28 protein-coding genes and 1 pseudogene are annotated in these 25,969 nt (G+C 64.2%); 16 read left to right on the top strand and 13 right to left on the bottom strand.

The window, feature by feature from the left end; all coding sequences use genetic code 11:
- Positions 1-26: 26 nt before the first annotated feature.
- Both VFJ08_RS12620 and VFJ08_RS12615 read left to right on the top strand, forming a co-directional pair.
- On the top strand, positions 27-524 hold the full coding sequence (locus tag VFJ08_RS12620; protein ID WP_324997572.1) for an Hsp20/alpha crystallin family protein: 498 nt from the start codon (positions 27-29) through the stop codon (positions 522-524).
- 95 nt (positions 525-619) lie between these two features.
- Complete coding sequence (locus tag VFJ08_RS12615; protein WP_324997571.1) at positions 620-1,264, top strand: rhomboid family intramembrane serine protease; 645 nt, start codon at positions 620-622, stop codon at positions 1,262-1,264.
- A 12-nt stretch (positions 1,265-1,276) separates the two neighbouring features.
- Here the strand turns inward: VFJ08_RS12615 and VFJ08_RS12610 are convergent, their stop codons facing one another.
- Positions 1,277-1,717, bottom strand: coding sequence for an organic hydroperoxide resistance protein (locus VFJ08_RS12610; protein WP_324997570.1), 441 nt, complete (start codon positions 1,715-1,717; stop codon positions 1,277-1,279).
- Positions 1,718-1,874: 157 nt separating this feature from the next.
- On the opposite strand from VFJ08_RS12610, the gene VFJ08_RS12605 reads away from it, so the two are divergent.
- From VFJ08_RS12605 to VFJ08_RS12580, 6 genes are all read left to right on the top strand, one after another.
- The gene (locus VFJ08_RS12605; RefSeq protein WP_324997569.1) at positions 1,875-2,375 is read left to right on the top strand and encodes a CC0125/CC1285 family lipoprotein; all 501 of its coding nucleotides are present in this window, start codon (positions 1,875-1,877) and stop codon (positions 2,373-2,375) included.
- A 143-nt stretch (positions 2,376-2,518) separates the two neighbouring features.
- Positions 2,519-4,474 carry an acetate--CoA ligase gene (gene acs / locus VFJ08_RS12600; RefSeq protein WP_324997568.1) on the top strand — a complete coding sequence of 652 codons (1,956 nt, stop codon included), beginning with the start codon at positions 2,519-2,521 and terminating at the stop codon, positions 4,472-4,474.
- Between the two features lie 385 nt (positions 4,475-4,859).
- Positions 4,860-6,014, top strand: coding sequence for an acetyl-CoA C-acyltransferase (locus tag VFJ08_RS12595; protein WP_324997567.1), 1,155 nt, complete (start codon positions 4,860-4,862; stop codon positions 6,012-6,014).
- A 70-nt stretch (positions 6,015-6,084) separates the two neighbouring features.
- Positions 6,085-8,211: an FUSC family protein gene (locus VFJ08_RS12590; protein ID WP_324997566.1), complete on the top strand. Its 2,127-nt coding sequence runs from the start codon at positions 6,085-6,087 to the stop codon at positions 8,209-8,211.
- A complete protein-coding gene (locus VFJ08_RS12585; protein ID WP_324997565.1) occupies positions 8,201-8,404 on the top strand; it encodes a DUF1656 domain-containing protein in 204 nt (67 codons plus the stop codon). The genes VFJ08_RS12590 and VFJ08_RS12585 overlap by 11 nt, the downstream gene beginning before the upstream one ends.
- 335 nt (positions 8,405-8,739) lie before the next feature.
- A complete protein-coding gene (locus VFJ08_RS12580; protein WP_324997564.1) occupies positions 8,740-9,798 on the top strand; it encodes an HlyD family secretion protein in 1,059 nt (352 codons plus the stop codon).
- A gap of 8 nt (positions 9,799-9,806) precedes the next feature.
- On the opposite strand, the pseudogene VFJ08_RS12575 reads toward VFJ08_RS12580, so the two are convergent.
- From VFJ08_RS12575 to VFJ08_RS12550, 6 genes and pseudogenes are all read right to left on the bottom strand, one after another.
- Positions 9,807-10,391: pseudogene (locus VFJ08_RS12575) on the bottom strand (MFS transporter); the annotation flags it as partial.
- A gap of 209 nt (positions 10,392-10,600) precedes the next feature.
- A complete protein-coding gene (greB, locus tag VFJ08_RS12570; RefSeq protein ID WP_324997562.1) occupies positions 10,601-11,086 on the bottom strand; it encodes a transcription elongation factor GreB in 486 nt (161 codons plus the stop codon).
- A 15-nt stretch (positions 11,087-11,101) separates the two neighbouring features.
- A complete protein-coding gene (locus VFJ08_RS12565) occupies positions 11,102-11,989 on the bottom strand; it encodes an NAD(P)-dependent oxidoreductase (protein WP_324997561.1) in 888 nt (295 codons plus the stop codon).
- A 33-nt stretch (positions 11,990-12,022) separates the two neighbouring features.
- On the bottom strand, positions 12,023-12,832 hold the full coding sequence (locus VFJ08_RS12560; protein WP_324997560.1) for an SDR family NAD(P)-dependent oxidoreductase: 810 nt from the start codon (positions 12,830-12,832) through the stop codon (positions 12,023-12,025).
- 18 nt (positions 12,833-12,850) lie between these two features.
- Positions 12,851-13,327, bottom strand: a complete 477-nt coding sequence (locus VFJ08_RS12555; RefSeq protein ID WP_324997559.1) for a TspO/MBR family protein — start codon at positions 13,325-13,327, stop codon at positions 12,851-12,853.
- A 17-nt stretch (positions 13,328-13,344) separates the two neighbouring features.
- On the bottom strand, positions 13,345-13,716 hold the full coding sequence (locus VFJ08_RS12550; RefSeq protein WP_324997558.1) for a CbiX/SirB N-terminal domain-containing protein: 372 nt from the start codon (positions 13,714-13,716) through the stop codon (positions 13,345-13,347).
- Between the two features lie 168 nt (positions 13,717-13,884).
- On the opposite strand from VFJ08_RS12550, the gene sufT reads away from it, so the two are divergent.
- Entirely contained in the window at positions 13,885-14,436 is a 552-nt protein-coding gene (sufT, locus tag VFJ08_RS12545) for a putative Fe-S cluster assembly protein SufT (protein ID WP_324997557.1), read from the top strand.
- On the opposite strand, the gene VFJ08_RS12540 is transcribed toward sufT, so the two are convergent.
- Both VFJ08_RS12540 and VFJ08_RS12535 read right to left on the bottom strand, forming a co-directional pair.
- On the bottom strand, positions 14,433-14,579 hold the full coding sequence (locus tag VFJ08_RS12540) for a DUF3096 domain-containing protein (protein WP_324997556.1): 147 nt from the start codon (positions 14,577-14,579) through the stop codon (positions 14,433-14,435). The two genes, sufT and VFJ08_RS12540, sit on opposite strands and share 4 nt — an antisense overlap.
- Positions 14,580-14,660: 81 nt before the next feature.
- Positions 14,661-15,353 (bottom strand): FFLEELY motif protein, encoded by a 693-nt coding sequence (locus VFJ08_RS12535; RefSeq protein WP_324997555.1) that lies wholly within the window; start codon positions 15,351-15,353, stop codon positions 14,661-14,663.
- Between the two features lie 265 nt (positions 15,354-15,618).
- Between VFJ08_RS12535 and VFJ08_RS12530 the strand changes: the two genes are divergently transcribed.
- From VFJ08_RS12530 to VFJ08_RS12500, 7 genes are all read left to right on the top strand, one after another.
- A complete protein-coding gene (locus tag VFJ08_RS12530) occupies positions 15,619-16,023 on the top strand; it encodes a DUF4112 domain-containing protein (protein WP_324997554.1) in 405 nt (134 codons plus the stop codon).
- A 46-nt stretch (positions 16,024-16,069) separates the two neighbouring features.
- Complete coding sequence (locus VFJ08_RS12525; RefSeq protein ID WP_324997553.1) at positions 16,070-17,146, top strand: succinylglutamate desuccinylase; 1,077 nt, start codon at positions 16,070-16,072, stop codon at positions 17,144-17,146.
- Between the two features lie 108 nt (positions 17,147-17,254).
- Positions 17,255-18,025 carry an ABC transporter ATP-binding protein gene (locus VFJ08_RS12520; RefSeq protein WP_324997552.1) on the top strand — a complete coding sequence of 257 codons (771 nt, stop codon included), beginning with the start codon at positions 17,255-17,257 and terminating at the stop codon, positions 18,023-18,025.
- A gap of 11 nt (positions 18,026-18,036) precedes the next feature.
- A complete protein-coding gene (locus VFJ08_RS12515; protein ID WP_324997551.1) occupies positions 18,037-18,741 on the top strand; it encodes an ABC transporter permease subunit in 705 nt (234 codons plus the stop codon).
- Complete coding sequence (locus tag VFJ08_RS12510; RefSeq protein ID WP_324997550.1) at positions 18,741-19,463, top strand: ABC transporter permease; 723 nt, start codon at positions 18,741-18,743, stop codon at positions 19,461-19,463. Before VFJ08_RS12515 ends, VFJ08_RS12510 begins: the two co-directional genes overlap by 1 nt.
- 129 nt (positions 19,464-19,592) lie before the next feature.
- Positions 19,593-20,393 (top strand): transporter substrate-binding domain-containing protein, encoded by an 801-nt coding sequence (locus tag VFJ08_RS12505; RefSeq protein ID WP_324997549.1) that lies wholly within the window; start codon positions 19,593-19,595, stop codon positions 20,391-20,393.
- 98 nt (positions 20,394-20,491) lie between these two features.
- Complete coding sequence (locus tag VFJ08_RS12500; RefSeq protein ID WP_324997548.1) at positions 20,492-21,265, top strand: nuclease-related domain-containing protein; 774 nt, start codon at positions 20,492-20,494, stop codon at positions 21,263-21,265.
- A 198-nt stretch (positions 21,266-21,463) separates the two neighbouring features.
- Here the strand turns inward: VFJ08_RS12500 and hglS are convergent, their stop codons facing one another.
- From hglS to VFJ08_RS12480, 4 genes are all read right to left on the bottom strand, one after another.
- Positions 21,464-22,852, bottom strand: coding sequence for a 2-oxoadipate dioxygenase/decarboxylase HglS (gene hglS / locus VFJ08_RS12495; RefSeq protein WP_324997547.1), 1,389 nt, complete (start codon positions 22,850-22,852; stop codon positions 21,464-21,466).
- A gap of 61 nt (positions 22,853-22,913) precedes the next feature.
- On the bottom strand, positions 22,914-23,327 hold the full coding sequence (locus VFJ08_RS12490; RefSeq protein WP_324997546.1) for a hypothetical protein: 414 nt from the start codon (positions 23,325-23,327) through the stop codon (positions 22,914-22,916).
- A 169-nt stretch (positions 23,328-23,496) separates the two neighbouring features.
- A complete protein-coding gene (locus tag VFJ08_RS12485) occupies positions 23,497-24,909 on the bottom strand; it encodes an MFS transporter (RefSeq protein WP_324997545.1) in 1,413 nt (470 codons plus the stop codon).
- 276 nt (positions 24,910-25,185) lie between these two features.
- Positions 25,186-25,969 (bottom strand): AGE family epimerase/isomerase (locus tag VFJ08_RS12480; protein WP_324997544.1); only part of this gene is annotated, 784 nt, incomplete at its 5' end.

The following is a 25,969-nucleotide window of genomic DNA, read 5'->3' as shown; positions in this document are numbered from 1 at the left end:
CGCCTACACCATCTCGGGACAATCTCATGGGCAAAAATCAAGGCCATCGGGGCAATCCGTTTCGCGGTTTCATCGACATCATGACCGAGACGAATCGGGCGCGGGAGCAGTGGCTTACACGCGCCACGGGCGACACGGCCAAAGGCGGGCGGGCGCTCGCGACGGCTTATGTGCCGCCGACCGATATCTATGCCCTCGAGGGCGATTTGGTCGTGCGCATCGAAGTCCCCGGCGTGCGCCGAGAGGATGTGTCGCTGACCGTGTCCGGCGGCATGTTGACGGTATCGGGCTACCGGGACAGCGAACTCGACGACAACGTGGTCTACTACACCCGCGAGCGGGTTTACGGCACGTTTCGGCGCAGCATGCTGTTACCCGAAGGCGTGCAGGATTCGGACGTCAAGGCGTCGTTTTGTAACGGTCTGCTCGAAATCCACGTCAAGGGTGGGGCGGCCGCACGCCCGAGAAACATTGCGATCGCCGACGACGACGATCATGACGACTCGTTTATCGATTGCTCATGATCTAATCAGGCCGGTGTGATCACGCCACCCGCCGCCGCGTCACGGTCAAGCCGGCTATCGGTTAACATGATCGGTTTGCGCCCTCTGGTCGGCCCATGCGCTCCAACCCCTTTGCTCTGACCGCCGTGCCGTCGATGATCAAGTGGCTGCTGATCGCCAACGGCGTCGGTTTTCTGCTGCGTATCTACAATCCGCAGTTGATGATCCTGCATTTCGCCCTGTGGCCGCTGGGCAGCTACCCGGTGGGTACAACCGGCGTGAGCGTCGGCTTCGCGCCCTGGCAACTGGTCAGCTACGCGTTCCTGCACGCCAATTTCTTTCACCTGTTCTTCAACATGTTCGGCTTATGGATGTTCGGCCGGGTGCTGGAGCAGGTGTGGGGCCCGATGCGGTTCCTGTTGTTTTATGCCGTTTGCGTGATCGGCGCCGGGCTGACCCAACTCGTGGTCGTCTCGTTCATCGAGGCCGGCCCGGTCGCGCCGACACTCGGCGCTTCCGGCGGCGTGTTCGGCGTTTTGTTGGCCTTCGGCATGATGTTCCCCAATGTCCGCGTCATGCTGCTGATCCCGCCGATTCCGATGCCGGCGAAGTATTTCGTGCTCGGCTATGGTGCGTTGGAGCTGTTTTTCGGCGTGACCGGCACCGAGGCCGGCGTCGCGCATTTCGCCCATCTCGGCGGCATGGCGTTCGGTTTCATCCTGCTGATGATCTGGCGCCGCCAGGGCCGGTTGCGGAACTAGGGGCCGCAGCCTCTAGCCGAACGCTGACGTGCTCACGTTGAGCGTGACGTCGATATTGCCGCGGGTGGCGTTGGAATAAGGGCAGACCTGATGCGCCTTGTCGACCAGGGCCTTGGCGGTCTCCGGGTCCATTCCCGGCAGCGAGATATCTAACGTGACTTCGATACCGAAAGTCTCGCCGGACGGCCCGATGCCGACCTGCCCGGTGACGTGGTGATCCTCGGGCAGCTTGATCTTCTCCTTGCCGGCAACGACTTTCATCGCGCCGATGAAGCAGGCCGAGTAGCCGGCCGCGAAGAGTTGCTCCGGATTCGTGCCGTCGCCGCCGGCTCCGCCGAGCGCCTTGGGCGTGGACAGCTTCACGTCCAACACGTCGTCCGAACTGATCGCCCGGCCGTCGCGGCCACCGGTTGCGCTCGCCTGGGCCTGATAAAGGATTTTGTCGACAGTCATTGGTATTCCGTCATGTGGAAGATATATTGAGACTCGCATGGGTTTCGGTTGTGCGCAACTAAAAGCCTGGCCTGAACCTCCGACGCGCCGCGCGGTCTTAGGTTAAAGTGGCTTGCACCAGCCGCACGCTGCATTCGAGCGGTAGCGATACCACGATATGAACATCACGAAGACGCGTTTCATTGGGTTGACAGCGCTGGTCGCTCTGCTTGCCGGCTGCGCCTCCGGACCGGTTTACCGGCCCGCGGCCCAACCCGGCGATTATGGTTATCGCGACACCATGCTCACCCATCAGCACTACCGGGTGAGCTTTTCCGGCGGTTACGGCACGGCCCGGGAGACGGTCGACAACTTCGCGCTGTTCCGGGCCGCGCAGGTCGCGCTCTCCCATGGCGCCGATCATTTTCGTGTGGTTTCGTGGCATACCTCGCCGATCACCGAGAGCACCGCCTTCGGTCCGACCGCCTCGATCGGCTACGGCTATCCGCTCTGGAGCACTGGCTTCGGTTACAGCACCGGCAGCGTGAGTCGCACGCGCTATGAAAGCGTGCTGCAAATTCAGATCGGAGCGGATGTCCCGGATCAGGGCCCGCATATCTACAATGCCCGCCAGATCAAGCAAAATCTGTCGCCCGAGGTTGCCGCCGTCGAGCGTTGAGCCGCCGGCGTCCCGCTCGGGCGGGCGCGTTCATGCAGCCGGGTCGCGATATTCCGCCGTTTCGGCCATACGGCTATCGTCGGATGCAGGCTGCGCCGGCAATTCCGTATGCTGACGGAAACTTATCGGCGCAATGGCCCCCGATGTCAGACAGCAAGATTGAATCGGTTCTTCGCGAGGATCGCGTTTTCGAGCCGCCGCGTGCATTCGTCGATCAGGCCACCCTCAAGCCGGATGCGGTCGAGGCGCTGTACCGTGCCGCCGAAGACGACCAGGAAAATTTCTGGGCCGACCAGGCGCGCGAGCACATCGACTGGCACAAGGACTTCAGCCAAACGCTGGATGCCAGCAACGCGCCGTTCTTCAAGTGGTTTGCCGACGGCGAACTCAATGCTTCCTATAACTGCCTCGACCGGCACCTCGAGACCAGGGGCGACAAGACCGCCATCATCTTCGAGGCCGATGACGGCGAGGTCGAGCACATCAGCTATCGCGAACTCCATACGCGTGTGTGTCGGTTTGCCAACGCGCTCAAGGCCAACGGTCTGGGCAAGGGCGACCGGGCGATCATCTATTTGCCCAACGTGCCGCAGGCGGCGGTCGCGATGCTGGCCTGTGCGCGCATCGGCGCGATCCATTCGGTCGTGTTCGGCGGCTTCTCGGCCCCGTCGCTGCGCGATCGCATCGACGATGCCGAGGCCAAGATGCTTATCACCGCCGACGGCAATTATCGCGGCGGCAAACTGATTGCGTTGAAAGAGGTGGCCGACAAGGCGCTGTCGCAGGCCGGCGGCTCGATCGAGACGGTGATCGTGCTCAAGCGCGCGGGCTCCGACGTGAGCATGGCCTCGGGGCGCGACATCTGGTGGCATGACGCGATCGACGGCCAATCGGAGCAGTGCGACCCCGAGTGGGTCGATGCCGAGCATCCGCTGTTCATCCTCTACACCTCCGGCTCGACCGGCAAGCCGAAAGGCATCCAGCATTCGACCGGCGGCTATTTGCTGGGCGCGATCTGCACCTGTCGCTGGGTCTTCGATCTCGGCGACGACGACGTGTTCTGGTGCACCGCGGATGTCGGCTGGGTCACCGGTCATACCTACATCACTTATGGCCCGACGGGCTGCGGCGCGACCCAGGTCATGTTCGAGGGCGTGCCGACCTATCCCGAGCCCGATCGCTTTTGGAAGATGGTCGACACCCATCAGGTGACGATCTTCTATACCGCGCCCACCGCGATCCGGGCGTTGATGAAACACGGCGACGAGTACCCGCAGCGCCACGCGCTGGACAGCCTCAAGTTGCTCGGCACCGTCGGCGAGCCGATCAACCCCGAAGCGTGGATGTGGTATCGCAAGATGATCGGCCACGATCGCTGCCCGATCGTCGATACCTGGTGGCAGACCGAAACCGGCGGGGATATGATCGCGCCGATCCCGTCCTATACATCGACCAAGCCGGGTTCGGCCACCCACGCCCTACCGGGTATCGCGGCCGACATTCTGGACGAATCGGGCCGGCCGGTGAACGATGCCGGCACCGGCGGCGTATTGGTGATCAACAAGCCCTGGCCGTACATGCTGCGCACCATCTGGGGTGACCCGGAGCGCTACAAAGAGACCTATTTCGGCATGTACGATGCCCATACCTACGTTGCGGGCGACTCCGCCCAGCGCGACGGGCAGGGTTATTTTCGTATTCTCGGCCGGATTGACGATGTCGTGAATATTTCCGGGCATCGCCTCGGCACGATGGAAGTCGAGTCGGCCCTGGTGGCGCACGGCGAAGTAGCTGAAGCCGCAGTAGTTTCCCGGCCTCACGACGTAAAGGGTGAAGCGATCGTGGCCTTCGTCATACTAAAAAACGGCAAAGGCAACGACGAGTTGGCATCCGATTTGCGTAATTGGGTAGCGGAGCAGCTTGGCCCCATCGCCAAACCGGAAGAAGTCCGGTTCGCGGACGGCTTGCCCAAGACCCGCTCGGGCAAGATCATGCGCCGTCTGCTGCGCACGGTCGCCCGCGGCGACGAGGTCACGCAGGACGTGTCGACGCTCGAGAATCCGCAGATTCTCGAACAGCTGCAAGCCCGCGGCTCCTGACGCGGGACAGGTTAGGGGGTGGCCGGCCCGGCCGAGGCGTATTCCGCCCGCCGGCGCCGGCCTTTTTTTGCTAACCTGATGCCGTATTGCGGAATATTCACCAACACCCCGCGGCTTGCCGCGGGCACCTTGGCAATGGGGTTCCAAAGGAGAGGTGTTATACCACCGTTATAATGATTTAACGATAGCCGATAAGAAAAAGAGCAAGTCCGCAAGTAAACGCCAAAGGCACGCAAAATAAAGAAAATTAGTTTTCATTTGCGTTTTTCGCGTTCATTTGCGGATTGTTTTTGTCTTCCTTTTGTATCCTTGTTTTTGCAGGTTGGTATAGCTCTTCCCTTGGGTCGACCGTGCGGTCGAAAGACATTTGATTCCCGGATTCGACATGCCCCACGACGTGGTCATTGCCGCCGCGCAGCGAACGGCTATCGGGCGCTTGGGCGGCACGCTGTCCGGCTTGTCCGCCAGTCAGCTCGGGGCCGCGCTCGTCCGCGACACGCTGGCGGCCCGGCGGATCGATGTCGATGCGGTCGATGAGGTCGTGCTGGGCCAGGTGTTCACCGCCGGGAACGGCCGGAATCCGGCACGCCATACCGCGATGGAGGCCGGCCTGCCGACGCGGGTACCGGCCATGACCCTCGACTGCGTTTGCGCCAGCGGCCTGTCCGCGGTCATCGAGGCGGCTCGCCGGGTCGCCCTAGGCGATGCACGGCTGGTCGTCGCCGGCGGCCAGGAATCCATGAGCCAAGCGTCGCATCGGTTGTCCGGGCTGTCGATCGGCGGCCCGGCCCAAGAAGACTTGTGGAACGCAGCCAACGATGGCCACATGGGCCAAACCGCCGAGCATCTGGCCAAAAAATACCGTATCTCGCGCGCGGAACAGGACGAACTGGCGGCCGGTTCCCACCAGCGTGCCGAGGAGGCCGGCAAGCACGGGCGTTTCGAGGACGAGATTCGGCCGGTCGCGGTAGCGCAGAAGGCCGGCGACGCCGTCGCCTTCGCGCGCGATGAAGGCCCGCGCCCCGGTGTCACGCCCGCCAGTCTTGCATCGCTGGAACCCGCGTTCCTGCGCGGCGGCACGGTCACGACCGGCAACGCCGCGGGCATGTACGACGGCGCCGCGATCGTGGTGGCCACCACCGCGGCGCGCTGTCGCGAGCTCGGAATAGCACCGATGGCCCGAATTGCAGCCTACGCCACGGCCGGGGTCGAACCGGCCCGCATGGGCATCGGTTCGGTGACGGCCAGCCAAGCCTGTCTGCGGCGGGCCGGCTGGCGCGTCGGCGATCTGGATCTGGTCGAGGTCCACGAGGCATCCGCCGCGCAGTCGATCGCGGTCAACCGGCAAATGGAATGGCCGCTCGATCGGGTCAACGTCAATGGCGGCGCCATCGCGCTCGGGCACCCGGTCGGCGCATCGGGATGCCGTATTCTGGTCACGCTGTTGCATGAAATGGAAAAGCGGGACGCGCGGCGCGGGCTCGCCACGCTGTGCGCGGACGATAGCCAGGGCGTCGCGCTGGCCGTGGAACGCGACTGATCGGCCAGCGCTTAGCGTCTTCATCTGGTACCGGGTTTTCCCCTTGATCGTCGGGTGGCCCGGATGCATTGTGCAACGGATAATGGTGCGCATGTCGCGCCTGGCTTGGCTATTTGCGCCCAGTGCAGAGAACGTATCCTTCGCCATACGCTGTTGCGTATCGGTGGGGCTGTCGCTGTGGTTGGCGTTCTACCTGGAGCTCGATAACGCTTACTGGGTGTTTATCAACGTCGCCATTTTGATCCAGCCGCTGCCGGGCTTTCTCGTCGTGCGCGGTTTTGCGCGTCTGGCGGGCACCTTCGTGGCGGCGTGCGTGGCGATCCTGCTGATCGCGCTGTTTGCCCAGAGCTACACCTTGTTTTCGATCGCCATGATCGGCTGGGTGGCGGCGATGGTGTTCTGCGCCAGCCTGTTCCGCAACAATCTGTCCTACGGCTTTGTGCTGGCGGGTTACGTGACGGTGATTGTCGGCGTACGCGCAATGTCGGACCCGGCCACGGTGTTCTCGGTGGCGGTGGCCCGCGCCGCGGAAACCGCGCTGGCGGCGGTGGTGGCGGCGTTTGTCAGCGTCGTGCTAGCGCCGAGCGTGACCGCCCGGAAATATTTCCAGGCGCGCGTCGACGCGTTCAAGGCGATCGGCCGCCAGTTTCGTGTACTTAACCGTTCGCCCGAAGAACTGGCCGAGGAGGTCGATCCGAACACGCCGCACCCGCAGTTGCATGCGCTGGTCGAAAAAACGCTAACGCTGGAACAGACCCGTCAGTACGCCCGGTTCGATGCGCCGGGGTTCGCCGAATACGATCGCCTGGCGCGGCGGCTGGACTACGAACTGCTATCCATCGTGAGCGCGATGGCGTCGCTGCAGGTGTATTTGGGCAAACTCGGCTCGCGCGTGGATCGCGGGCCGCTCAAGGCGCTGGACCACGCGGCCAAGCTGCTGGAGGCCGATCCGGGTAATGCCCGTGAAATCAAGCGTGCCTTCGGCGATGCCTATAACGACGTGCTCGCCCAAGCGCGCGGCGGCGGCGAGGCGCAGCGCCGCCGGCGATCGCTGGTGGACTGGGTGGTCATCAGCCGGGTGCTGGATCTGGCCAATCGTCTGCGCGCGGCGGTGATCAAGCACGGCCTGCTGATCAGCGAGCGCGGCGCCGGCTCGCGCAATCCCTCGCGCCGCAACGAGTTTTCCACCGCGGTCCCGCTCCGCGAATCGGTCAAGGTCACGATTCGGGCCGCGGCTGCCATGAGTGCCGGCGCACTCATCTGGGCGACTCACCGGGAGCCCGCGTTGTCGGGAACCATGGTTTTGTTGTCGGTGCTGACCACGCTGTTCGCCCTATCCGATAATCCATCCAAGGGCGCACGAGGGTTCGGTATCGGCGGGCTATGCGCGGGAGTTTCGGCCTTTGTTGTGAATTTTCTGATCCTACCGCATGCAACCGATTTCGCCATGATGCTACTGGCGATCATGCCGTTCGTGTTCGTGGCCGGTCTGGCGATGGCCACGCCCAGTCTGGCCCTGATCGGCCGAGTCGGGCTCGTGATATTCGCGCTGTTGGTGCACCCGGCCAATGGCAGCCGGCAGGACTTCGTCAGTTTCTTCGAGACGTTTCTCGGCGCCGAATTGGCGGTGATACTGGCGCTGGTCGCTTTCGCGCTCGTGTTGCCGGTGGACCCGCGGGCGCTGTTGCGCGATCGGCTGTCCGGCATCTTCGGCGAGCTGGCCGACGGTTTCACCGAGCCGCGCGAGCGCTTCGAGACCCGGGTCTACGACCGGCTGATCAAGCTGCCGGTCGCCGCCGACCGGGGCGAGTTTCATATCTCGGCCCGCCAGGCCGCGTTCGCGGCGGTGAACATGGGGGTGGAAGCGCGCTCGCTTCGCGTGCTGGCCGATCGCGCGGAGTTCTGCAACGACACCCGGGTCGCTATTCACGACATGCTGGCCGGCCTCGAGGCGTTGTTCAAGCGCGGCTACCCCAGTGTGGACCGGGTGTTCGAAATGCAGGGCCGGGCCAATCGCCTGGCCCGGCAACTGCTCGACGAAGCGCTGACCTTCTCCCGGCGTCGGCGCATGCGTCTGGCGGTGCGCGCCTCGGTATCGGCCGAGTTGGTCGCCGCGGCACTGGCCGATTACGCCCAGGCACGCGAAAATACCGACGAGCGGCGCATTCGTTTGGGCGAGACCGATCGTGTTACCTGAAACGATAACCATCGGCGGCATTTATCTGCCGGTTTTTCTCGGCTTTCTCGGCGTCACGGCGGTCCTATATTTCGGCCTGCGCCGGGTCTCGCAGCGCCTGCACCTCTATCGCCTGTTTTGGCATCCGGCGCTGGCGGGGGCGGCCGCGTTCGTCATCATGTTGTCCTGCCTGCTGCTCTGGTTCGGCCCTTGAGGGCGCTCAACCCAGTATCGGAATGAATGACGCACCGATTTTTTAACAAGGCATTGAAAAAAGCCGGCGTGTCGGCTGTTTCGTCGTCAAACCCATAGCCGGGGGTAATACCAACCCTCATAAAGATTGATCGATTTTCATGAAGCCAGAATTCGTCCGCAAATGAACGCCAATAAACGCGAATGAAAGCGATAAAAACGTATAAGCGCATCTTATTCGCGTGCATTTGCGTTTATTTGCGGACTGTTTTGACCGGTAGGTCATTGCTTTTGCAGGTTGGTATAAGCCGGGACAAGAGGCATAGCGCATCATGATTTCGAGCATTTGGTGATTCGATGGCCAATTCGAGAAATGTTCTAAAAACGACCGCCCGCGTGGCGGCCACGCTGGTGATCGTGGTGATCGCGGGGGTGCTGGCCTGGTTCGCCTGGCAGCACTATGTCTATGCGCCGTGGACCCGCGACGCGCGTGTCCAGGCCGATGTGATCAACATCGCGCCGGAAGTCTCGGGCACGGTCACCGAAGTCGCCGTCGCCGACGAAAGCTATGTCCACAAGGGCGAGCTGCTGTTCAAGATCCAGCCGATCCGGTTCATCCATTCCGTGGCCGAGGCCAAGGCATCGCTGGCCCAGGCCCAGGCCCAGGAAGCCTTCGCCCAGCGCAAGGCTCGGCGGCTGGAAAAGCTGCCGCCGGGCGGTGTGTCGACCCAGAACCTGCAACAGGCCCAGTCCAACGCGGCCAGCGCCAGCGCCTCGGTCGCCCAAGCCAAGGCCCAGCTCGCCCAGGCCAAACAGAAACTCGAATGGGCCACCGTGCGTTCGCCGGTCAACGGCTATGTCACGCACTTGCTGCTCGACGAAGGCGATTACGCGACCCAGGGCACGTCGGCGATGACCTTGGTCGACGCCGAGACTTTCCGCATCATCGCCTATTTCGAAGAGACCAAGCTGGCCAAGATCGCCGTGGGCGACCCGGCCGACATCACGCTCATGGCTGGCGACACGCATCTCAAGGGCCATGTCGCGAGCATCGGTCACGGTATCGCGGTAGACAACTACGCCTCGGGCGAGCGCAACCTGCCCGACGTCGACCCGACTTTCCAATGGGTGCGGTTGGCCCAGCGCATACCCGTAACCATCGCCTTCGACCGAGCGCCGGAGACGCTGCCGCTGGCGGTCGGCCTGACCGCCACGGTGCATGTGCATCCGGATGCCGACAACGACAACGACAACGACAACGGCAACGGCAACGGCAACGGCAACGGCAACGGCAACGGCAACGGCAACGACGACGACGACGACGACGGCAACAACGACGGCAACGCATCCGCGCGCGAGAGCGATCTACGCTGGTCGCCGGCGCGCTCCGCGGACTTCGATCGCAACAAGCCCTGATATTCAGGTTAGGCCGCTTTGCGGCCGACGTCGTCCAGCCGGTCGACGCGGCGCAGCGCCGGGAACATCCACATCCAGGCCCCGACCACGGCCAACGTGCCGAGCCCGCCGAAAACGACCGCCGGCACGGTGCCGATAATCGCCGCGGTCACGCCCGACTCGAACTCGCCGAGTTCGTTCGAGGCGCCGACGAACAGCATGTTCACGGCATTGACCCGGCCGCGCATGGCGTCCGGCGTGGCCAGTTGGATCAGCGTCGATCGTACGAACACGCTGATCATGTCGGCCGCGCCCATGACCGCCAGGGCGGCAAAGGACAGGACGAAGTTCGTGGAGAGCCCGAACACTGTCGTGCCCAGCCCGAAGACGGCGACCGCCGCGAACATCACCGGCCCGGCCCGTCGATTGAGCGAGACCCGGCCAAGATAAAGCCCCATGGCGAAGGCCCCGATAGCGACCGCGCTGCGCAGCGCGCCAAGTCCGGCCGGCCCGGTGTGCAGAATCGAGTGCGCATACACCGGCAGCAGCGCGGTGGCGCCGCCGAGCAGCACCGCGAACAGAGCCAGCGAGATCGCGCCGAAAATGATCGGGCGCGGATTGTTGCATAGTCCCGCCGATCGCGCCTTATACCAACCTGCAAAAGCAATGACCTACCGGCCAAAAACAGTCCGCAAATAAGCGCAAATGCACGCAAATAAGACACGCTTATGCGCTTTTCCCGCTTTCATTTGCGTTTATTGGCGTTCATTTGCGGACGAATTCTGACTTCATGAAGATCGATCAATCTTTATGAGGGTTGGTATTAAGCGTCCGGATCGCGATAGCGGATGGCCTCGATCTCCAGTTCGCGCCGTGAATCGGGTAGCGTGACGTCCACCACATCGCCGACGCGCTTGCCGAGCAGGGCGCCGGCAACCGGGGAATGCAGGCTGATCGCGCCGGTCGCGGCGTCGGTCTCGTCGGCGCCGACGATGCGATAGCGATGCCGTGAATCGTCGGCATCGACCACATCCACCCAGGCGCCGAAGAACACTTTGTCGGGGCTGTCCGTACGCGGCTCGACCGCGGTCAGTTCATCGATCCGCCGGCCCAGATAGCGCACGCGCCGGTCGATCTCGCGCAGTTCTTTCTTGCGGTAGATATATTCGGCGTTTTCCGAACGATCGCCCTCGGCGGCGGCATCGGCGAGCTTGCGCACCACGAAGGGCCGTTTCTCGCGCCACAGATGGTCCAGTTCGTCGGCCAGCGCCTGCCAGCCTTGGCGGGTGATGTAATCGCGCTTGGCCATGACCGGCGCACCCGATTAGCCGGCGTCGCCCATCGAACCGGGCGGCGGCGGCAGGTCGTCCGGCACGAAGAAATCGGGCCAGAGTTCCTGACCCGGGTCGACCGCATAGACCGAAAAATCGCTCACGCCGGCGTCGGCCAGAACACGATCGTCCATACAGAACCGGCCGGTGAATTCGCGCGCGGGCCGGGTCAGGATGACGTGCGCGGCGTCGGCCACGATATCCGGCGTGCGGCAGTGCCGGCGCAGCTCGGCGCCGCCGATCAGGTCGATCGCGGCGGTCGCGATGCCGGTGCGCGGCCACAGCGCGTTGACGGCGATGCCGTCTTCGCGGAATTCCTCGGCCATACCCAGCACGCACAGGCTCATGTTGTATTTCGCCATCGAGTAAGCCACATGCGGGGCGAACCACTTGGATTGGAAATCCAGCGGCGGCGAGAGGTTAAGCACATGCGGGTTCTCGGCCTGCTTCAGATACGGGATACAGGCCTGGCTGACCAGAAACGTGCCGCGGCCGTTGACTTGGTGCATCAGGTCATAGCGCCGGGCCGGGGTGTCGGGGGTGGCGGTCAGCGAGATCGCGCTGGCGTTGTTGACGCAAATATCGATGCCGCCGAAATGCTCGGCGGTCCGGCGCACCGCGGCCTCGATCGCGTTCTCGTCGCGGATATCGCAAACGATCGGCAGGGCGTGGCCGCCGGCGGATTTGATTTCGGCCGCGGCGCTGTGGATCGTGCCGGGCAGTTTCGGGTGCGGCTGATCGGTCTTGGCGGCGATCGCGATATTGGCGCCGTCGGCGGCGGCACGCTTGGCGATCGCCAGCCCGATACCGCGCGAGGCGCCGGTGATGAACAGCGTCTTGCCGGCCAGACCCGGCGCGGCGGATGAACTCGATTCGGCCATGTCTCCTCCGAGAAATCGATGATGAGTCGTGTTTTATAGCTTTGGTAACGCGAGGTGCATTACCCGTTTGCCAAGCCACGGCGGCAGGCCGCTGGGGGCGAGCCGGCCGGCGCGCATCAGCCAGCGATAGGAAAAGCCGGGGACGACCTGCGTGGTGCGGCCGAGCCCGCGCAGCGCGGCGCGCGCAACGTCCTCGGTCGAAAGGATCGTGCCGGCCTTCAGCGGGCCGGGCCAGCCGGATGGATCGAAATCGACCTTGCCGAAGAATTCACTCTCGGTCAGGCCCGGGCAAAGCGAGACCACGTCGATGCCGTCGTCGGCCAGTTCCTCGTGTAGCGATTCGCCGAGAAAGCGGTTCCATGCCTTGGTCGCGGAATAGCCGGCGAATTCCGGGGTCGGCAAAATGCCGACGATGGACGACACCATGATGATGCCGCCGCTTTTCTGGTCGCGCATCGCCCGGCCGAAATGATGCGTGAGCTTGAGCGGCGCGCGACAGTTGAGCGCCAGCGTGGCCAACTCGTCGTCGAGATCGTGGTCGAGAAATCGCCCGGTTTGGCCGACGCCGGCATTGTTGACCAGTAAACCGATATGGCGCAGATCCAGCGCCGCGGCGATCGTATCCAGACAGTCGTCGGCGCGCAGATCGGCGGGAATCGCCAGGGCGCGGGCCTGGGACTCGGCCTCGATATCGGCGGCCAGGGCCGCCAGCCGCTCGGCGCGGCGCGCCACCAGCGCCACATTGACGCCGCGGGCGGCGATCTGGCGGGCGAACGCCTCGCCGATGCCGGATGAGGCGCCGGTGACCAATGCCCAGGGGCCGTATTTATCCGCGAAACGCATGATGTTCACCTTATTCGGTTAATTCAGCCAGAACAGGCCGGCGTTGAGATATACCGCATAGCTCACCCAAGCCAGATAGATTGCGAACAACAGCCCGGCGAGCCGGTCGGCGCGCCAGAACGCCGCTGTCGTGGCCGCCACGGCGAGCCAGAGAACGACAATCACCAGCAATGCCCAACCCAGCGCGTGCGCGCCGAAGGCCACCGGCATCCAGAGCGCGTTGAGCGCGAGCTGGAGCACGAACAAGGCCACTTCCCGGCCCGGGCCGCGCGCCCGCCAGACGCGCCATGCCGCCACCGCCATGGCGATATAAAGCAGCGTCCAGGCGATCGGAAACGCCACGTCGGGCGGTGTACCCGGCGGCCGATTGAGCGCGGCGTACCAATCGCCGGGCGGGGCGAGCGCGCCGGTCAGCGAGGTTAGGGCGACCAGAATGCCGCACGCGGCCGCGGCCAGCGCGGGATTGAAGTTCGGATACGTATCGTCGGCGGCCATGACCGGCTCCTTTGTTGTCAACCCGTCGCGTCGACGGTGTCGAGCAGCAGTCCGGGCATGGCGTCGGAGGTGCCCAGATAAGGCGCGATTTCGATCGTTATGCCCGGATGGCGACGGCGCGTGTGCTCGACTTCGGCCGGAATGTCTTCGGCCACGTGCCGGCCGGCCGCCAGGAAATAGGGCAGTACCGTGATATGGGTCGCGCCGTGGTCGATCAGGCGCGCCAAGCCGTCCGGAATGCTCGGCGGGGCCAACTCGAGAAAAGCGCATTCGATGGCGGCGAAGCGGTGACCGGCGGCGTGTCGTACCCGTTCGGTCAGCACGCGCACCTCATCGTTGGATTCGGCCCGGCGGCTGCCGTGGGCCACGACCAGCAAAGCATCTATCATATACGGTTCTCGATAAGGCGGCGGCACGCCGCGGCCGTTGCTGACCGGAAACTACGATGCGTCGATGCTATCAGACGCGGCCTCTCCCAATTGATAGGCCAGTTGATAGCCTAGTTGATAGAATAGCGCCCTGACCGACAGATGCCGCCGATTTCGGCGAGGTGCGCCATGTTAATGCCGCAAAACGAACCCGTGACCTTTACGCGCGACTGCGAGGCCGTGCTCATTCCGGCCGGCGATACGGTCGAAATTCCGGTGGGCACGCACGGCAACGTCACCCAGGCGCTGGGCGGCGCTTTCACCGTCTATATCGCCGGCAATCTGATTCGTATCGCCGGCGAGAACGCCGATGCCATCGGCAAGGAAGCCCCCGAGCCGCTCAAGCTGCCGGACAACGCCACCGCCGAGGACGTGGAAGCGTTGGTCTGGGAACAGATGCAGACCGTGTTCGACCCGGAAATTCCGATCAACCTGGTCGATCTGGGCCTGGTCTATCGCTGCGAGTTCGACCATTCCGACCCGGCGGCCCGCGTGGTCGATATCGACATGACGCTCACCGCGCCTGGTTGCGGCATGGGCGATATCCTAGTCGACGATGTGCGTTCCAAGGTGAAAATGGTGCCGACCGTCACCCAGGTGAACGTCGAACTCGTGTTCGATCCGCCCTGGAACATGGAAATGATGAGCGACGCCGCCAAGCTGCAGGTCGGCATGCTCTAAAAATTGACGATGCCCAGCACGCCGATGACGATCAGATAGCCGGCGACGATGTAGTTGAGCAGGCGCGGCGCCAGCAGGATGGCCACGCCGGCGACCAGCGAAACGATGGGCGCCAAATGGCCGCTACTGATGGTGATCGTCATGCTTCGAAATCCTTGGTGCGTGGGAAAACGCGCGATAGTGTCGGCCAAGCCGGCCGTATCTACAAGCGAAGCGTTCGACGCCTATAGTCGGCCGAGATCCGCGCCGATCACGCGCTCCAACCGCGCGCGCTGGGCCGCGATCACCTCATGCGTGCCCGCCTTGAGATCGCGCGCGGCGCGCATGGCGGCAAAGCCTTCGGCCAGCAAATCATAGGTGGCGGCGAGCCCGAAAGTGCGCGCCGGCGTCCGCGCCAGCTTGAATGCCCACCAGGCGGTCCGGCTGTCGGCATAGCCGGCGACCAACTCCACAAGTTCTTCCAGCCAGAGGACCTGCTGCAGCCTGGCCTCGTGGCGGCCGACCCGGCGGATGGCGCGGATATAACTATACGGATTGAGCGTGGCGTGTTCGGCGACCAGCGCATCGGCCATCGCGATATCCAAGCTTTCGGCCGCGGCTTGAAGTTCGATCGCGATCACCAGCGGCCGGTCGCGATCGACGATGCGATCCACCGCCAGGGCCACCTTCTCGGGCCGGCCGGTCAGCTCGCTCCAGTCGGCATCGCGATAGAAGCGTTGCGTGAGAAACCGCAACAAAGGGGCGCCGTCGTAAGGCGTCACGCGCGCGCCGTGGAACGTGGCCACATGCGCGCATTGCCAGTATCGCAGTTCGGCCAGGCGCTGATGAAACAGCGGATCGCGACGTTCTGCGATGATCGCGCGGGCCTCGCCGAGCGCGGCCAGCGCGTCGCCGAGCGGGCGCGGCGCGACGATCACGGTGTCCTCGCGGCGCAGCCGCCGGCGTGTCGGGACTCGAGGTTGCCCCGATCAAAGCACAGGTAAAACCTATCGCCATGCGCGGTCGCGCCCGCGACCGGCGCATCAGCCGCATCGCTGTCGTCGCGGCGCACGCTAGACGCTCCGGCGGCGATCGATACCACGAGCGATGTCCTCATGTGCCTCCTGTGGTTGCACGGCCAAAGCCGACGTTCACGTATACTGCCGGTGACGAACAAATTCTCCTGTCTATTCATACCGATCGATGCCCGATCACGCCAACCCCAATCTGCAGGCCAGACGTCGCGCCAGCCTCGCCCGGATTCAGAAACTGGCGTACTGGCTCGACGACGCCTTTCGCATACCGGTCATCGGCAAGCGCGTCGGTATCGACGGCATCCTCGGCGTGCTGCCGGTCGCCGGGGACTTCACCGGGCTGGCCCTGTCCAGTCTGATTATCGGCGAAGCCGTGCGTTTGCGCGCGCCCCGGCGATTGCTGGTGCGCATGGGCGCGAACGTGGGCCTGGATTTTGTCGTCGGCCTGATCCCGGTCGCCGGTGATTTGTTCGATATGGCGTACAAGGCCAATCGCCGCAACCAGGCGCTCATGCAGCGCTGGCTGGAGGATGTGACCGGCGAGTCCGGGGCGGCCGGGGCACGAGCAGCGTGACGATCCTGCCCGGGTCGGCCGCGACGCCGGTGGCCTGCATCGGTCCGTGGCGCGCGGCGGTCGGCTGACGATGCGCGGCGCCTGCGATGCGCGGCGCTGCCCGCCGCGCCGCCTGTACGACATCCTGTGCGCCGCCATGGCGAACCGGCCGTTCGCATATCATGCCATCGAACTGCCGGGCGGCGGCCGGGTGATCGATCGCGGCTCGGGGATGGTCGAACTGGCGCCGGTCGCGCCGGCTGCGGGTGCCGCGGCCACGGTCATCTCGGCCGGCATCCACGGTAACGAGACCGCGCCGCTGGAACTGTTGCTGGATTTGGCGAACGATCTGGATGCCGGCAGCCTCGTCGTTGGCGCGCCGGTGTTGCTCATTGTCGGCCATCCGGCGGCGATCGTCGCGGAAACGCGCTATATCGACACCAATCTGAATCGGTTGTTCGTACGCCCGGCGGCCGCCGGCGCGGGCGGCGAATACGCCCGGGCGCGCGAACTGATGGATGCGGTGGATGCGTTCTGGAGCGCGCACGGACAGGCGGCTCCGCCCGACGATCAGCGGGCCACGCCGCTGCATCTGGATCTGCACACCGCGATCCGCGAAAGTCGTTATCCGCGTTTCGCGGTGGAACCGTTTGCCGATAGGGCCACGCCGCCATCGCTCTGGCGCGCCCTGGCCGCCGCCGGGCTGCAGGCGGTGTTATCGCAGCATGCGCCGAGCCCGACGTTTTCGCACTACAGCCGCGCCGAACACGGGATCGCGGCGTTCACGCTTGAACTCGGGCGCGTAGCGGCCTTCGGCGCCAATGATCTGGCCGTGCTCGCGCCGGTGGCCGACTGGCTGGCGGCCCGGGTCGCCGGAGCGCCCGCGGCGGAGGCGGCGGTAAGCACGATGGCCTTCTTCCGGGTAGTCGACGAACTGCGCCGTGTCGGCGACGATTTCACGCTCGGCTTCGATGACGAAGTCGCGAATTTCACCGCCTTCGACGTCGGCCGCGTGATCGCCCGGGACGGCGCGGCCGGCGCGACGGTGGTCGCTGATGCGCCGGTTTATGTCGTGTTTCCCAACGCGAACGTCGAACGCGGGGCACGGGCGGCGCTGCTGGCGCGGCCGGCGCCTGGGCCGTAAGCCTCCAATGCCCGCAATGCCCGGCATGCGACGGATTCGTGATGTCGTTGTGATCACGCGGCTGCTAGGCTAGCGTGTTTGCGGCACTGCGAGGGCGACGCGACGCGCATGGGCGACAACGCGATACCATTGGTCGTTCGCGACCTGCACAAGAGCTTCAACAATGTATCCGTGCTCGAAGGGCTGTCGCTCGAGGCCCATGAGGGCGATGTCATTTCGTTGATCGGCGCTTCGGGCTCGGGCAAGAGTACGTTCCTGCGCTGCATGAATCTGTTGGAGATCCCCAACGCCGGCGAGATCGCGGTGCACGGCGAGACGGTGAACTTCAGGACGCGGCGCGGCAAGCGCGAGCCGGCCGACTGGAAGCAGGTCGAACGTATCCGGGCGCGCCTGGCGATGGTGTTTCAAGGGTTCAATCTCTGGGCCCACATGACGCTGATCGGCAACGTGATCGAAGCGCCGATACATGTGTTGGGCAAGTCGAAAAAAGAAGCGCGCGAGCAGGGCATGGCGCTGCTCGAGCGCGTCGGCCTGGCCGAACGCGCCGAATATTTCCCCGCCCAGTTGTCCGGCGGTCAGCAGCAGCGCGGCGCTATTGCGCGCGCCTTGGCGATGGATCCGGAAGTCATGCTGTTCGACGAGCCCACCTCGGCGCTCGATCCGGAACTGGTCGGCGACGTGCTCAAGGTCATGCGCGGGTTGGCCGACGAGGGCCGTACGATGGTGGTGGTCACCCACGAGATGGATTTCGCCCGCGATGTGTCGTCGCAGGTGATTTATCTGCATCAGGGGCGGGTCGAGGAAGCCGGGCATCCCGAAAACGTGTTCGGCAATCCGAATTCGGATCGGCTCAGGCAGTTCCTCGGCCCGCGGTTCTAGACGCTATCCGAATGATCGATTTTCAGGGATACGGCTGGCGGTTGCTCGACGGGGCGCTGCTCACCGCGGAGCTGGCGGCGCTCTCGTTGGTGCTGGCGCTGGTGCTCGGACTGGTCGTGGCGAGCATCAAGCTGTCGCGCTCGTATGCGCTGCGCGGACTGGCGCTCGTTTATACGACGGTTATCCGCGGCGTGCCCGATCTGGTGATGATGATGCTGTTGTTCTACGGCGGCCAGATCGGCGTGAACATGGTGGTGGACCAGATCAACGCCTGGGCCGGCACCGAGATCTTCATTTACGTGAATGCCTTTGCCGCCGGCGTGATCACATTGGGCGTGATCTACGGCGCCTACATGTCGGAGACGTTTCGCGGCGCGTTTCTCGCCGTGGACGCCGGCCAGATGGAAGCGGCGCGCGCCTACGGCATGAGCGGCTGGCTGGCGTTTCGCCGCGTGCGCTTCCCGCTGATGATGCGCCACGCCCTACCGGGCATTAACAATAACTGGATGGTGCTGCTCAAGTCCACGGCGCTGGTCTCGATCATCGGCCTGTCCGACATGGTGCGCATCGCGGATCAGGCGACCAAGGCCACCCATGAGCCGTTTTTGTTCATGGTGCCGGTCGGGCTCGGCTATCTCGCGATCACCGGCGTGTCGGAGCTCGCGGTCGGCTGGCTGCGGCGCCGCTACGATACCGGTTTCGAAGGGGCGGCGTAATGGAGCAATGGTTGGCTCATGTCGCGCCGTTTCTGTCGAATAACGACATCTTCACGCCGGCGACGCTCGCGGTGTACTGGGACGGCCTGGTCAATACCGTACAGTTGGTCTTCATCTCGCTGGCGATCGGCATCGTGCTGGCGGTACCGCTGTCGATCGGGCGCATGGCGACGTGGTGGATATCCACGCCGATCTGGATCTATACCTATGTCTTTCGCGGTACGCCGCTGCTGATTCAGCTCTATATCGCCTACTACGGCTTCGCCTTCGTGCCGGGCGTCCAGGAAAGCTGGTTCGCGTTCTTCATCAATAACCCGTTGTATCCGGCGCTGCTGTCGTTCGCGCTCAACACCGGCGCCTATACCACCGAAATCTTCTACGGCGCGATCCGGGCCACCCCGCGCGGCGAGCTGGAGGCCGCGCGCGCCTACGGCATGTCGTCGTTCACGGCCTACCGGCGCGTCGTGCTGCCGTCGGCCTTGCGTCGTGCCCTGCCGGCCTACGGCAACGAGGTGATCTTCATGCTGCACGCGAGCGCGATCGCCTCCACGGTTACGATCACCGACCTGACCGGCGCGGCCTATTATGTCTATGCGCGCTTCTACTCGCCGTTTCCGGCGTTTATCTTCGTTGCCTGCGTCTATATGGTGCTCAGCTTCGTGATTCAGGGCGGTTTTCGGCTGGCGGAGAAGCGTCTGCTGCGACATCTCCAGCCCGCCTGACCCACGGCGCGGCGGGTATTGCACGTTTTGTGCATGTTCACCACGCGATATCCGTGGTTCAATCCATGCGTCGGGCCGGATGCGGGCATCGCATGCCGGCCGAACCCATTCACGAGGACCGAATCGATCATGAAAAAACTGCTGACCGTATCCGCGCTGGTCGCGAGCGTAGCCCTGAGTGCCGGCGTGGCGACGACCGCGAGTGCCGCGGACGACAACGTGCGCATCGCCACCAACGTGCCCTACAAGCCGATGGAATACGCCAAGCCGGACGGCACGCTTACCGGCTTCGACATCGATCTGGGCAATGCGCTGTGCAAACAGGCCGGCCTGGACTGCAGCTGGGTCCGGCAGGGCTGGAACGGGATTATCCCGGGCCTGATGGCGCGCAGGTACGACGCCATCATGTCCTCGATGACGATCAACGAGCAGCGCAAGAAACACGTGCTGTTCTCGAACCCTTATATCGTCGTGCCGTCGGCTTTCTTCGTGCCGTCGGGCAGCCCGATCGACCATATCAGCGATGAGGTTCTCAAAGGCAAAAAGATCGGCGTACAGCGCGGCACGGTCCAGGACAATTACGTCACCGACAAGTACGGCGACATCGCGGACATTACGCGCTACCAGAACGCCGACGACGTGGCGGTGGACATGGCCGCCGGGCGGCTGGATTTGGCCTTCTTCGACCAGATCACCGGCCAGAGCGCCCTGATCGACGCGCATCCGGGCAAATATCACCAGGTCGGCCCGAGCATGACCCAGCCGAAGAAATACTTCGGCAGCGGTTTCGGCATCGCCTTCCGAAAGAACGAGCAGGACTTGGCCGACAAGTTCAACAAGGCCCTGGCGGCCCTCAAGGACAACGGCACCTACGCCAAGATCTACAAGAAATACTTCCACAAGGCGCCGCCGGCCGGCAACGGATCATAGATTCGACAGCCCGGCTTATTATCGAGGCGCTTCTTGCGGGAAGCGCCTCGATGTTTATGGCGTGAGGTTTTATTCACCAATGCCTGGCACAAGAAGCAATGGACTATTCCCCAATAGTCAATGAAGTCCTGAGGGGGCTGTGGTGGTTGGTGCCGGTCGCCTTGGTAATAGGCTTCTTCCAATCTCGGTGGTTCAAGGGAGCACTTGGCGAAGCCTTGGTTAAATTCGCGGCGAAGTTGAGGCTTCCGGCCGACACTTACCACCGAATCCACAATGTTACATTGTCGACGCCTGACGGAACCACGCAAATCGACCACGTGTTCGTATCCCGGTTTGGCATCTTCGTGGTGGAAACGAAGAACATGAAGGGTTGGATTTTCGGTGGCGAGAACCAGGCTCATTGGACGCAAAAGATTTTCAAGAAATCATTCAAATTTCAAAATCCGCTTCGCCAAAACTACAAACACGTAAAGGCGTTGGAAGCAGCGCTTGATGTCCCGCCGGAGGTCATCCACTCTGTGGTCGTTTTTGCGGGTGAAAGCACGTTCAAATCGCCCATGCCAGCTAATGTCACACGGGGCGGCGGCTATATCACCTACGTCAAGTCGTTTCGTCAGCCGGTGTTGAGCGAATCCGAGGTTCAGGGCGCTGTGTCTCAGATTCAGACTGGCCGGCTGGAGCCATCTCGGCAAACACATCGCCTACACGTCCAGCAACTCAAAACACGATCCAATCCGTTTGCGGAGCGGAAATGCCCTAAATGCGGTAGCAGCATGGTCTTGCGCACTGCAAAGCGGGGCGCGAATGCGGGCAATCAGTTCTGGGGATGCTCGACTTATCCTAAATGTAGGGTCGTGCAAAACCTCACCTAGCAAATCGCTGCAAGTGACGTTCGATCCGCCGCCCATTTTTGCTGTCGCAAAACGGCCATCCCCTCAAATGCACCTGAGTTCAAGCGTTAGCTCTCCTCTTTGGTCAACCGCACGGTTTCATATCGCGTGGTCGAAAAACATTTGATTCGCGTCGATTTGCGTGCATTCGCGGACGCTCTTTCTTCCATTCTGCGCGGTTCATGCCGATTCGTGCCGCGACCGCCGTGTCAGCGCGGCCAGCGCGGCGCGCTTCGATTCGGCTTCGATCTCGGCGTACAGCGCGAACGGATCGATCACGGGCCGGCCGAGCGCCGCTTCGAGTTGACTTTGGCTGGCGGCTGCCGCCCCTTCGCCGGCCTCGTCGGAGCCGAGATTCGATTGAAAGATGCCGGCGGCGCTGACCGGCAAAAAATCCTCGTAGACGATCGGATGCGCCACGATATGGCCGGCCGCGATGAGCGCTTCGATCGCGCTGTCCGCATCGGTCGGCGCGTTAGGGTCGATTGTCGAGGCGCTGGCGGCTTCATAGCGGAAATAGGCCAGTTCGCGCCGGCGTAGCGTATCGAGGTCATCCGGGAATTCCTCGAAGATGCCGGCCAGCGCGGCCTGATAGTCGTCGTTCGAGTCGGTCTTGTAGGTTTTGGCGGCGGCCAGCAGCCGATCATAGAGCGCGCGCCCATCCGGCGTGAGCGCCACGCCGCGCTGCTCGATCTCACCGAAGCGCGCGGTATGCCGGCCTTCGGCGTCGCCGGCGAAACGGATCGACTCCTCCAGCGCCTTGAAGCTGGTCTGGCGCAGCAGGATCGGCACGTCCCGCCGCGGCGGCCCCTCGATGGTCGCCTTCGGCGTCATGCCGTACGCCGGCATCGCGGCCTGGGCGGCATCGATATCCAGGGTGCGCGGCGTCAGGTGGTTGATGTGCGGGCCGCGAAAGCAGACCACGTCGGCGATCAGCTTGTGCTCGGCGGCCAGCGCTTCGTAGGTGGCGTAGTCGACCGTGGCGTTTTCGTGCCAGCGGAAGGTCTCGATCGCTTCGGCGACGAATTCTTCGGCTTCGGCGTCGGTCAGTCCGCCTTCGGACTCGTGGCGTGCGACGAGTTCGCGCACGCGCGGCGTGAAGATATCGCGGCCGGCCAGAATATCGGCGGCGCGCCGGCGCAGGCCGTCGTTCTCGATCAGGTCGAGCCGTAGCAGGGAGGTGAACAGTCGGAACGGATTGCTCGCGAGCGCATCGCTGTCCACCGGCCGGAACGCGGTGGAATGCACCGGCACCCCGGCGGCGGCCAGATCGTAGTAGCCGACCGGGGCCATGCCTATGACGGCGAACAGGCGCGCCAGCATGCCGAGTTCGTCCGGCGTACCGAGCCGGATCGCGCCGTGGCGCTCGACCGCCAGCCGGTCCAGCTCATTGGCCGCGGCCATCCGCTTCGCGAGCGCCGGATTGTCCTCGAGCGTGCGCGCGTTGATATCGGCGACCAGTTCCAGCAGCGCACCGTACTGCGGCACTTCACGCTTATACATCCGCGACATTGCCGTAGCGAAGCGGTCGCGAATCGAGGCGGGACAAACGAATGAGTCGGTGGGCATGGCGCACTCCGGAATCGGCGTCTTGCAATGCGTCCAGTCTGACATCGCCGCGATGCCTCCGCTAATCCGAGCGGCCGTTAAGGAAATCGGTGAGGCAGCGTCCGAACGAGGTGGTGGCGGCAAGGCGGGCAACGTAGGCGCCGAGCGCGCCGCGCTGGGCTGCCTGGATGGCCGCCGCGCGCGTTGCCGCGGCCGGTGTGGCCACGGCGGCGATCGCCAGCACCGCGATTTGGATTCGGAGCGAATCTGCGGGCAGCGTCATCCATAGCGCGACCAGCGTCGCCAGCCAGCAGGCCAGAAACAGCGGCTGGCAAACGACATCGGCGGCGATCAGCAGATAACCGGCCCAGCGGGGCAGGCGTCGGCCGCCGGGATTACGGCGGCCGTCGTTGGGGTCTTGCGGGTGCATGGCAATGGCAATAACCGTTGGCTTGAATTGCGGGCGCGGCACGTCCTCGAAGGCGGTGTGCGCCATGATATGGATACGCAGCGCGCAGGCTCGCCCGTTGCATGCGCGGCCTCGAAGTAGCGTATCGGCCGCGGATGGCCGCCGCTGAAATACCGGTTGGCCCGGGCCGGCCGGCGGTCGCGGCTTTCGGCAATCGGCAATCGGCAATCGGCGATCGGTGTGGGTTTTTACGCGCTCATGCATCGCGGGCGATCTCCTGCGCTTCTTCTTCGCTGGCCGCCGTGGGGGCCGCGCCCTTGAGCGCCTTGCCCGCGGGTTCGGGCGTGAAGTAGACCGACACCACGCCGATTACGCCGGCGACGACGAGCATGTACGCCGGCATGAAGTGGTTGCCGGTGCCGTGGATCAGGGCCGCGGCGATCAGCGGCGTGGTGCCGCCGAAGGCCGATACCGAGAGGTTGAACCCGATCGAGGTGGCACCGTAGCGCACGCTCGTGGGAAACAGCGTGGGCAGCGTGGACGGCTCGGTGCTCATGAAGCAGACCAGCATTAGGCCGATCGGCAGAGTGCCGAAGAAGATCGCGACGTAGCCGCCCTGGGTCACCAGCCAGAACGCCGGTATCGAGATCACGATCAGCAGCGCGCAGCCCGCGTACATGACCGGCTTGCGTCCTATGCGGTCACTCAGACGGCCGAGAAACACCACGATCAGCGCGATGATCAGCATCACGAGGATGACCACCGTCAGCGCCGGCGTCTCGGCCACGCCCAGCACCGACGACAGATAGGTCGGCATGTAGCCGGTCAGCATATAGTTCGTGACATTGAACGCCAGCACCAGGCCGGCGCATACGAGTAGCGGCCGCCATTGGGCGGCGACGGTATCCTTGAGCTGCTCGAACCGGCTGCGGTGGTCCATGCGCTCGTCGTCGGTCTGTTTTTCGTAGGCCGGCGTCTCTTCGAGCTTCAGCCGGACGAATAAACCAATAAGGCCCAGCGGGGCCGCCAGCAGGAACGGAATCCGCCAGCCCCAGGCGCTCATCGCCGTGTCCGACAGCACGGCTTGCAGCACGGTGACCAGCACCGCGCCGAGGATATAACCCGACAGCGTGCCCACCGGCAGATAGCTGCCGATGTAGCCGCGCTGGCGATCGGGCGCGTGTTCGGCGAGAAAAGTCATGGCGCCCACGTATTCGCCGCCGGTGGAAAACCCCTGGATCGCCCGCGTTACGAACAGCAGGATCGGCGCGGCGACGCCGATCGCGGCATAGCCCGGCAGCACGCCGAGCAGGAACGTGCCGAGCGCCATCAGCAGCACAGTGGCGGCGAGGATGCCTTTGCGGCCGACGCGATCGCCGAGAATGCCCCAGAAAATGCCGCCGATCGGCCGGATCAGAAACGACACCGTCAAACCGGCGAAGGTCGCGATCTGGGCCAGTGACGAATGGGGAAAGAAGACCGAGCTCAATACCGGCACCACATAGCTGTAGACGCCGAAGTCGTACCACTCGGTGAAATTGCCGATCGCCGTGCCGCCGACCGTGCGCGACAACTCCGCCGGATCAGCCACGTCGATTTCGTCCAACTCGTAGCCGGTTCTGGAAGGATGGATCGAATCCTGCGGCGCGCTATCGCTCCGTGCGTTCATGCTCTGTCGGTCTCTTCGTATGGGCCGCGCGCCCGCGATTCCGGCTCGCGCGCCGGCTGGCAAGCCTGTCCGATGATCGTCGTGCGCGGCGGGTTACTTGATGGCGCTTGGCCACGCGCGCCGCGCTTGGGCGGCCCGATCGCTGTGCCGGTCACCGCCACCCGGAGGGCCGGTTCGACCGGCCTTACGCCTACTCATCGCATCAAACCGACCGGAATGAAATACTGGGCTTTACGGAGGCCGGCGCCGGCGGGTGCGCTGCGGGCGGGGCTTGCGTTACAGCGCGGCCACCGCCGCAACCAGCGTCGGCGCCAGCGGCAGGCGCGGCAGCAGCGTGGCCTGATAAGCATGGTACAGATCGGCCTTGAGATGGCCTTCGGCCGGATCGAGGCCGAGTTCGCCGTTCAATTCCTGTAGCCAACTGCCGCGATCGTCGTCGATATAGACATCGCGAATGAAATCCCAAAGACGCTGGTACCAGGTCTCGAAGCGCGCCTCGCCGGTGCGTTCGGCCAGCGCGGCGGCCGCCGCGGCGGCTTCGGCGTGGGTCCAGTGGCGCCGTCGACGCGAGCAAGGCCGGCCGTCCCAATCGACGGTATAGACCAGCCCCGGGTTGCCGTCGGCCTCCCAGCCTTCGGCCAGCGCCGTATCGAAGAGTTTGGCCGCGTCGTGGGCGAGCCAGTCGGGCGCGTCGGCGCCGAGGCCCGCTTCGAGATGCAGCAACAGGCGCGCCCACTCGCAGCCGTGGCCGGGGGTGACGCCGAACGGCTTGAAGCCGTCGTCCGGTTTGTCGGCGTTGAAGTCGGGCAGGATTCGCCAGTTCGAGTCGAAATGCTCGATCACGCGCCAATCGTTGTCGGCGGCGACCCGGTGGATCAACCGATCGACGATCGCCAGTGCGCGCTCGCGCCAGCGGTTATCGTCCAACACGTCGGCCAGTTCCAAGCACATCTCGGTGGCATGCATATTGGCGTTGGCGCCGCGATAAGCCTCGAGACCGGTCCAGTCGCGTGCATACGCTTCGACGTAAGCTTGTTCGGCGGCCGACCAGAACCGGGTT

It is taken from the genome of Salinisphaera sp. (genome assembly GCF_035690525.1).
Lineage (GTDB): Bacteria > Pseudomonadota > Gammaproteobacteria > Nevskiales > Salinisphaeraceae > Salinisphaera.
This window is presented reverse-complemented; position numbering and strand designations above follow the sequence as displayed.

Bases quoted from the DNA above. Each gene is read 5' to 3' on its own strand.
- VFJ08_RS12550 (WP_324997558.1), bottom strand. From the start codon at position 13,716: ATGATAGATGCTTTGCTGGTCGTGGCCCACGGCAGCCGCCGGGCCGAA.
- acs (WP_324997568.1), top strand. From the start codon at position 2,519: ATGTCAGACAGCAAGATTGAATCGGTTCTTCGCGAGGATCGCGTTTTC.
- VFJ08_RS12485 (WP_324997545.1), bottom strand. From the start codon at position 24,909: ATGAACGCACGGAGCGATAGCGCGCCGCAGGATTCGATCCATCCTTCC.
- VFJ08_RS12605 (WP_324997569.1), top strand. From the start codon at position 1,875: ATGAACATCACGAAGACGCGTTTCATTGGGTTGACAGCGCTGGTCGCT.
- greB (WP_324997562.1), bottom strand. From the start codon at position 11,086: ATGGCCAAGCGCGATTACATCACCCGCCAAGGCTGGCAGGCGCTGGCC.
- VFJ08_RS12565 (WP_324997561.1), bottom strand. From the start codon at position 11,989: ATGGCCGAATCGAGTTCATCCGCCGCGCCGGGTCTGGCCGGCAAGACG.
- VFJ08_RS12505 (WP_324997549.1), top strand. From the start codon at position 19,593: ATGAAAAAACTGCTGACCGTATCCGCGCTGGTCGCGAGCGTAGCCCTG.
- VFJ08_RS12520 (WP_324997552.1), top strand. From the start codon at position 17,255: ATGGGCGACAACGCGATACCATTGGTCGTTCGCGACCTGCACAAGAGC.
- VFJ08_RS12610 (WP_324997570.1), bottom strand. From the start codon at position 1,717: ATGACTGTCGACAAAATCCTTTATCAGGCCCAGGCGAGCGCAACCGGT.
- VFJ08_RS12595 (WP_324997567.1), top strand. From the start codon at position 4,860: ATGCCCCACGACGTGGTCATTGCCGCCGCGCAGCGAACGGCTATCGGG.
- VFJ08_RS12515 (WP_324997551.1), top strand. From the start codon at position 18,037: ATGATCGATTTTCAGGGATACGGCTGGCGGTTGCTCGACGGGGCGCTG.
- VFJ08_RS12620 (WP_324997572.1), top strand. From the start codon at position 27: ATGGGCAAAAATCAAGGCCATCGGGGCAATCCGTTTCGCGGTTTCATC.
- VFJ08_RS12540 (WP_324997556.1), bottom strand. From the start codon at position 14,579: ATGACGATCACCATCAGTAGCGGCCATTTGGCGCCCATCGTTTCGCTG.
- VFJ08_RS12580 (WP_324997564.1), top strand. From the start codon at position 8,740: ATGGCCAATTCGAGAAATGTTCTAAAAACGACCGCCCGCGTGGCGGCC.
- VFJ08_RS12510 (WP_324997550.1), top strand. From the start codon at position 18,741: ATGGAGCAATGGTTGGCTCATGTCGCGCCGTTTCTGTCGAATAACGAC.
- VFJ08_RS12560 (WP_324997560.1), bottom strand. From the start codon at position 12,832: ATGCGTTTCGCGGATAAATACGGCCCCTGGGCATTGGTCACCGGCGCC.
- VFJ08_RS12530 (WP_324997554.1), top strand. From the start codon at position 15,619: ATGCCCGATCACGCCAACCCCAATCTGCAGGCCAGACGTCGCGCCAGC.
- VFJ08_RS12490 (WP_324997546.1), bottom strand. From the start codon at position 23,327: ATGGCGCACACCGCCTTCGAGGACGTGCCGCGCCCGCAATTCAAGCCA.
- hglS (WP_324997547.1), bottom strand. From the start codon at position 22,852: ATGCCCACCGACTCATTCGTTTGTCCCGCCTCGATTCGCGACCGCTTC.
- VFJ08_RS12555 (WP_324997559.1), bottom strand. From the start codon at position 13,327: ATGGCCGCCGACGATACGTATCCGAACTTCAATCCCGCGCTGGCCGCG.
- VFJ08_RS12500 (WP_324997548.1), top strand. From the start codon at position 20,492: ATGGACTATTCCCCAATAGTCAATGAAGTCCTGAGGGGGCTGTGGTGG.
- VFJ08_RS12615 (WP_324997571.1), top strand. From the start codon at position 620: ATGCGCTCCAACCCCTTTGCTCTGACCGCCGTGCCGTCGATGATCAAG.
- sufT (WP_324997557.1), top strand. From the start codon at position 13,885: ATGTTAATGCCGCAAAACGAACCCGTGACCTTTACGCGCGACTGCGAG.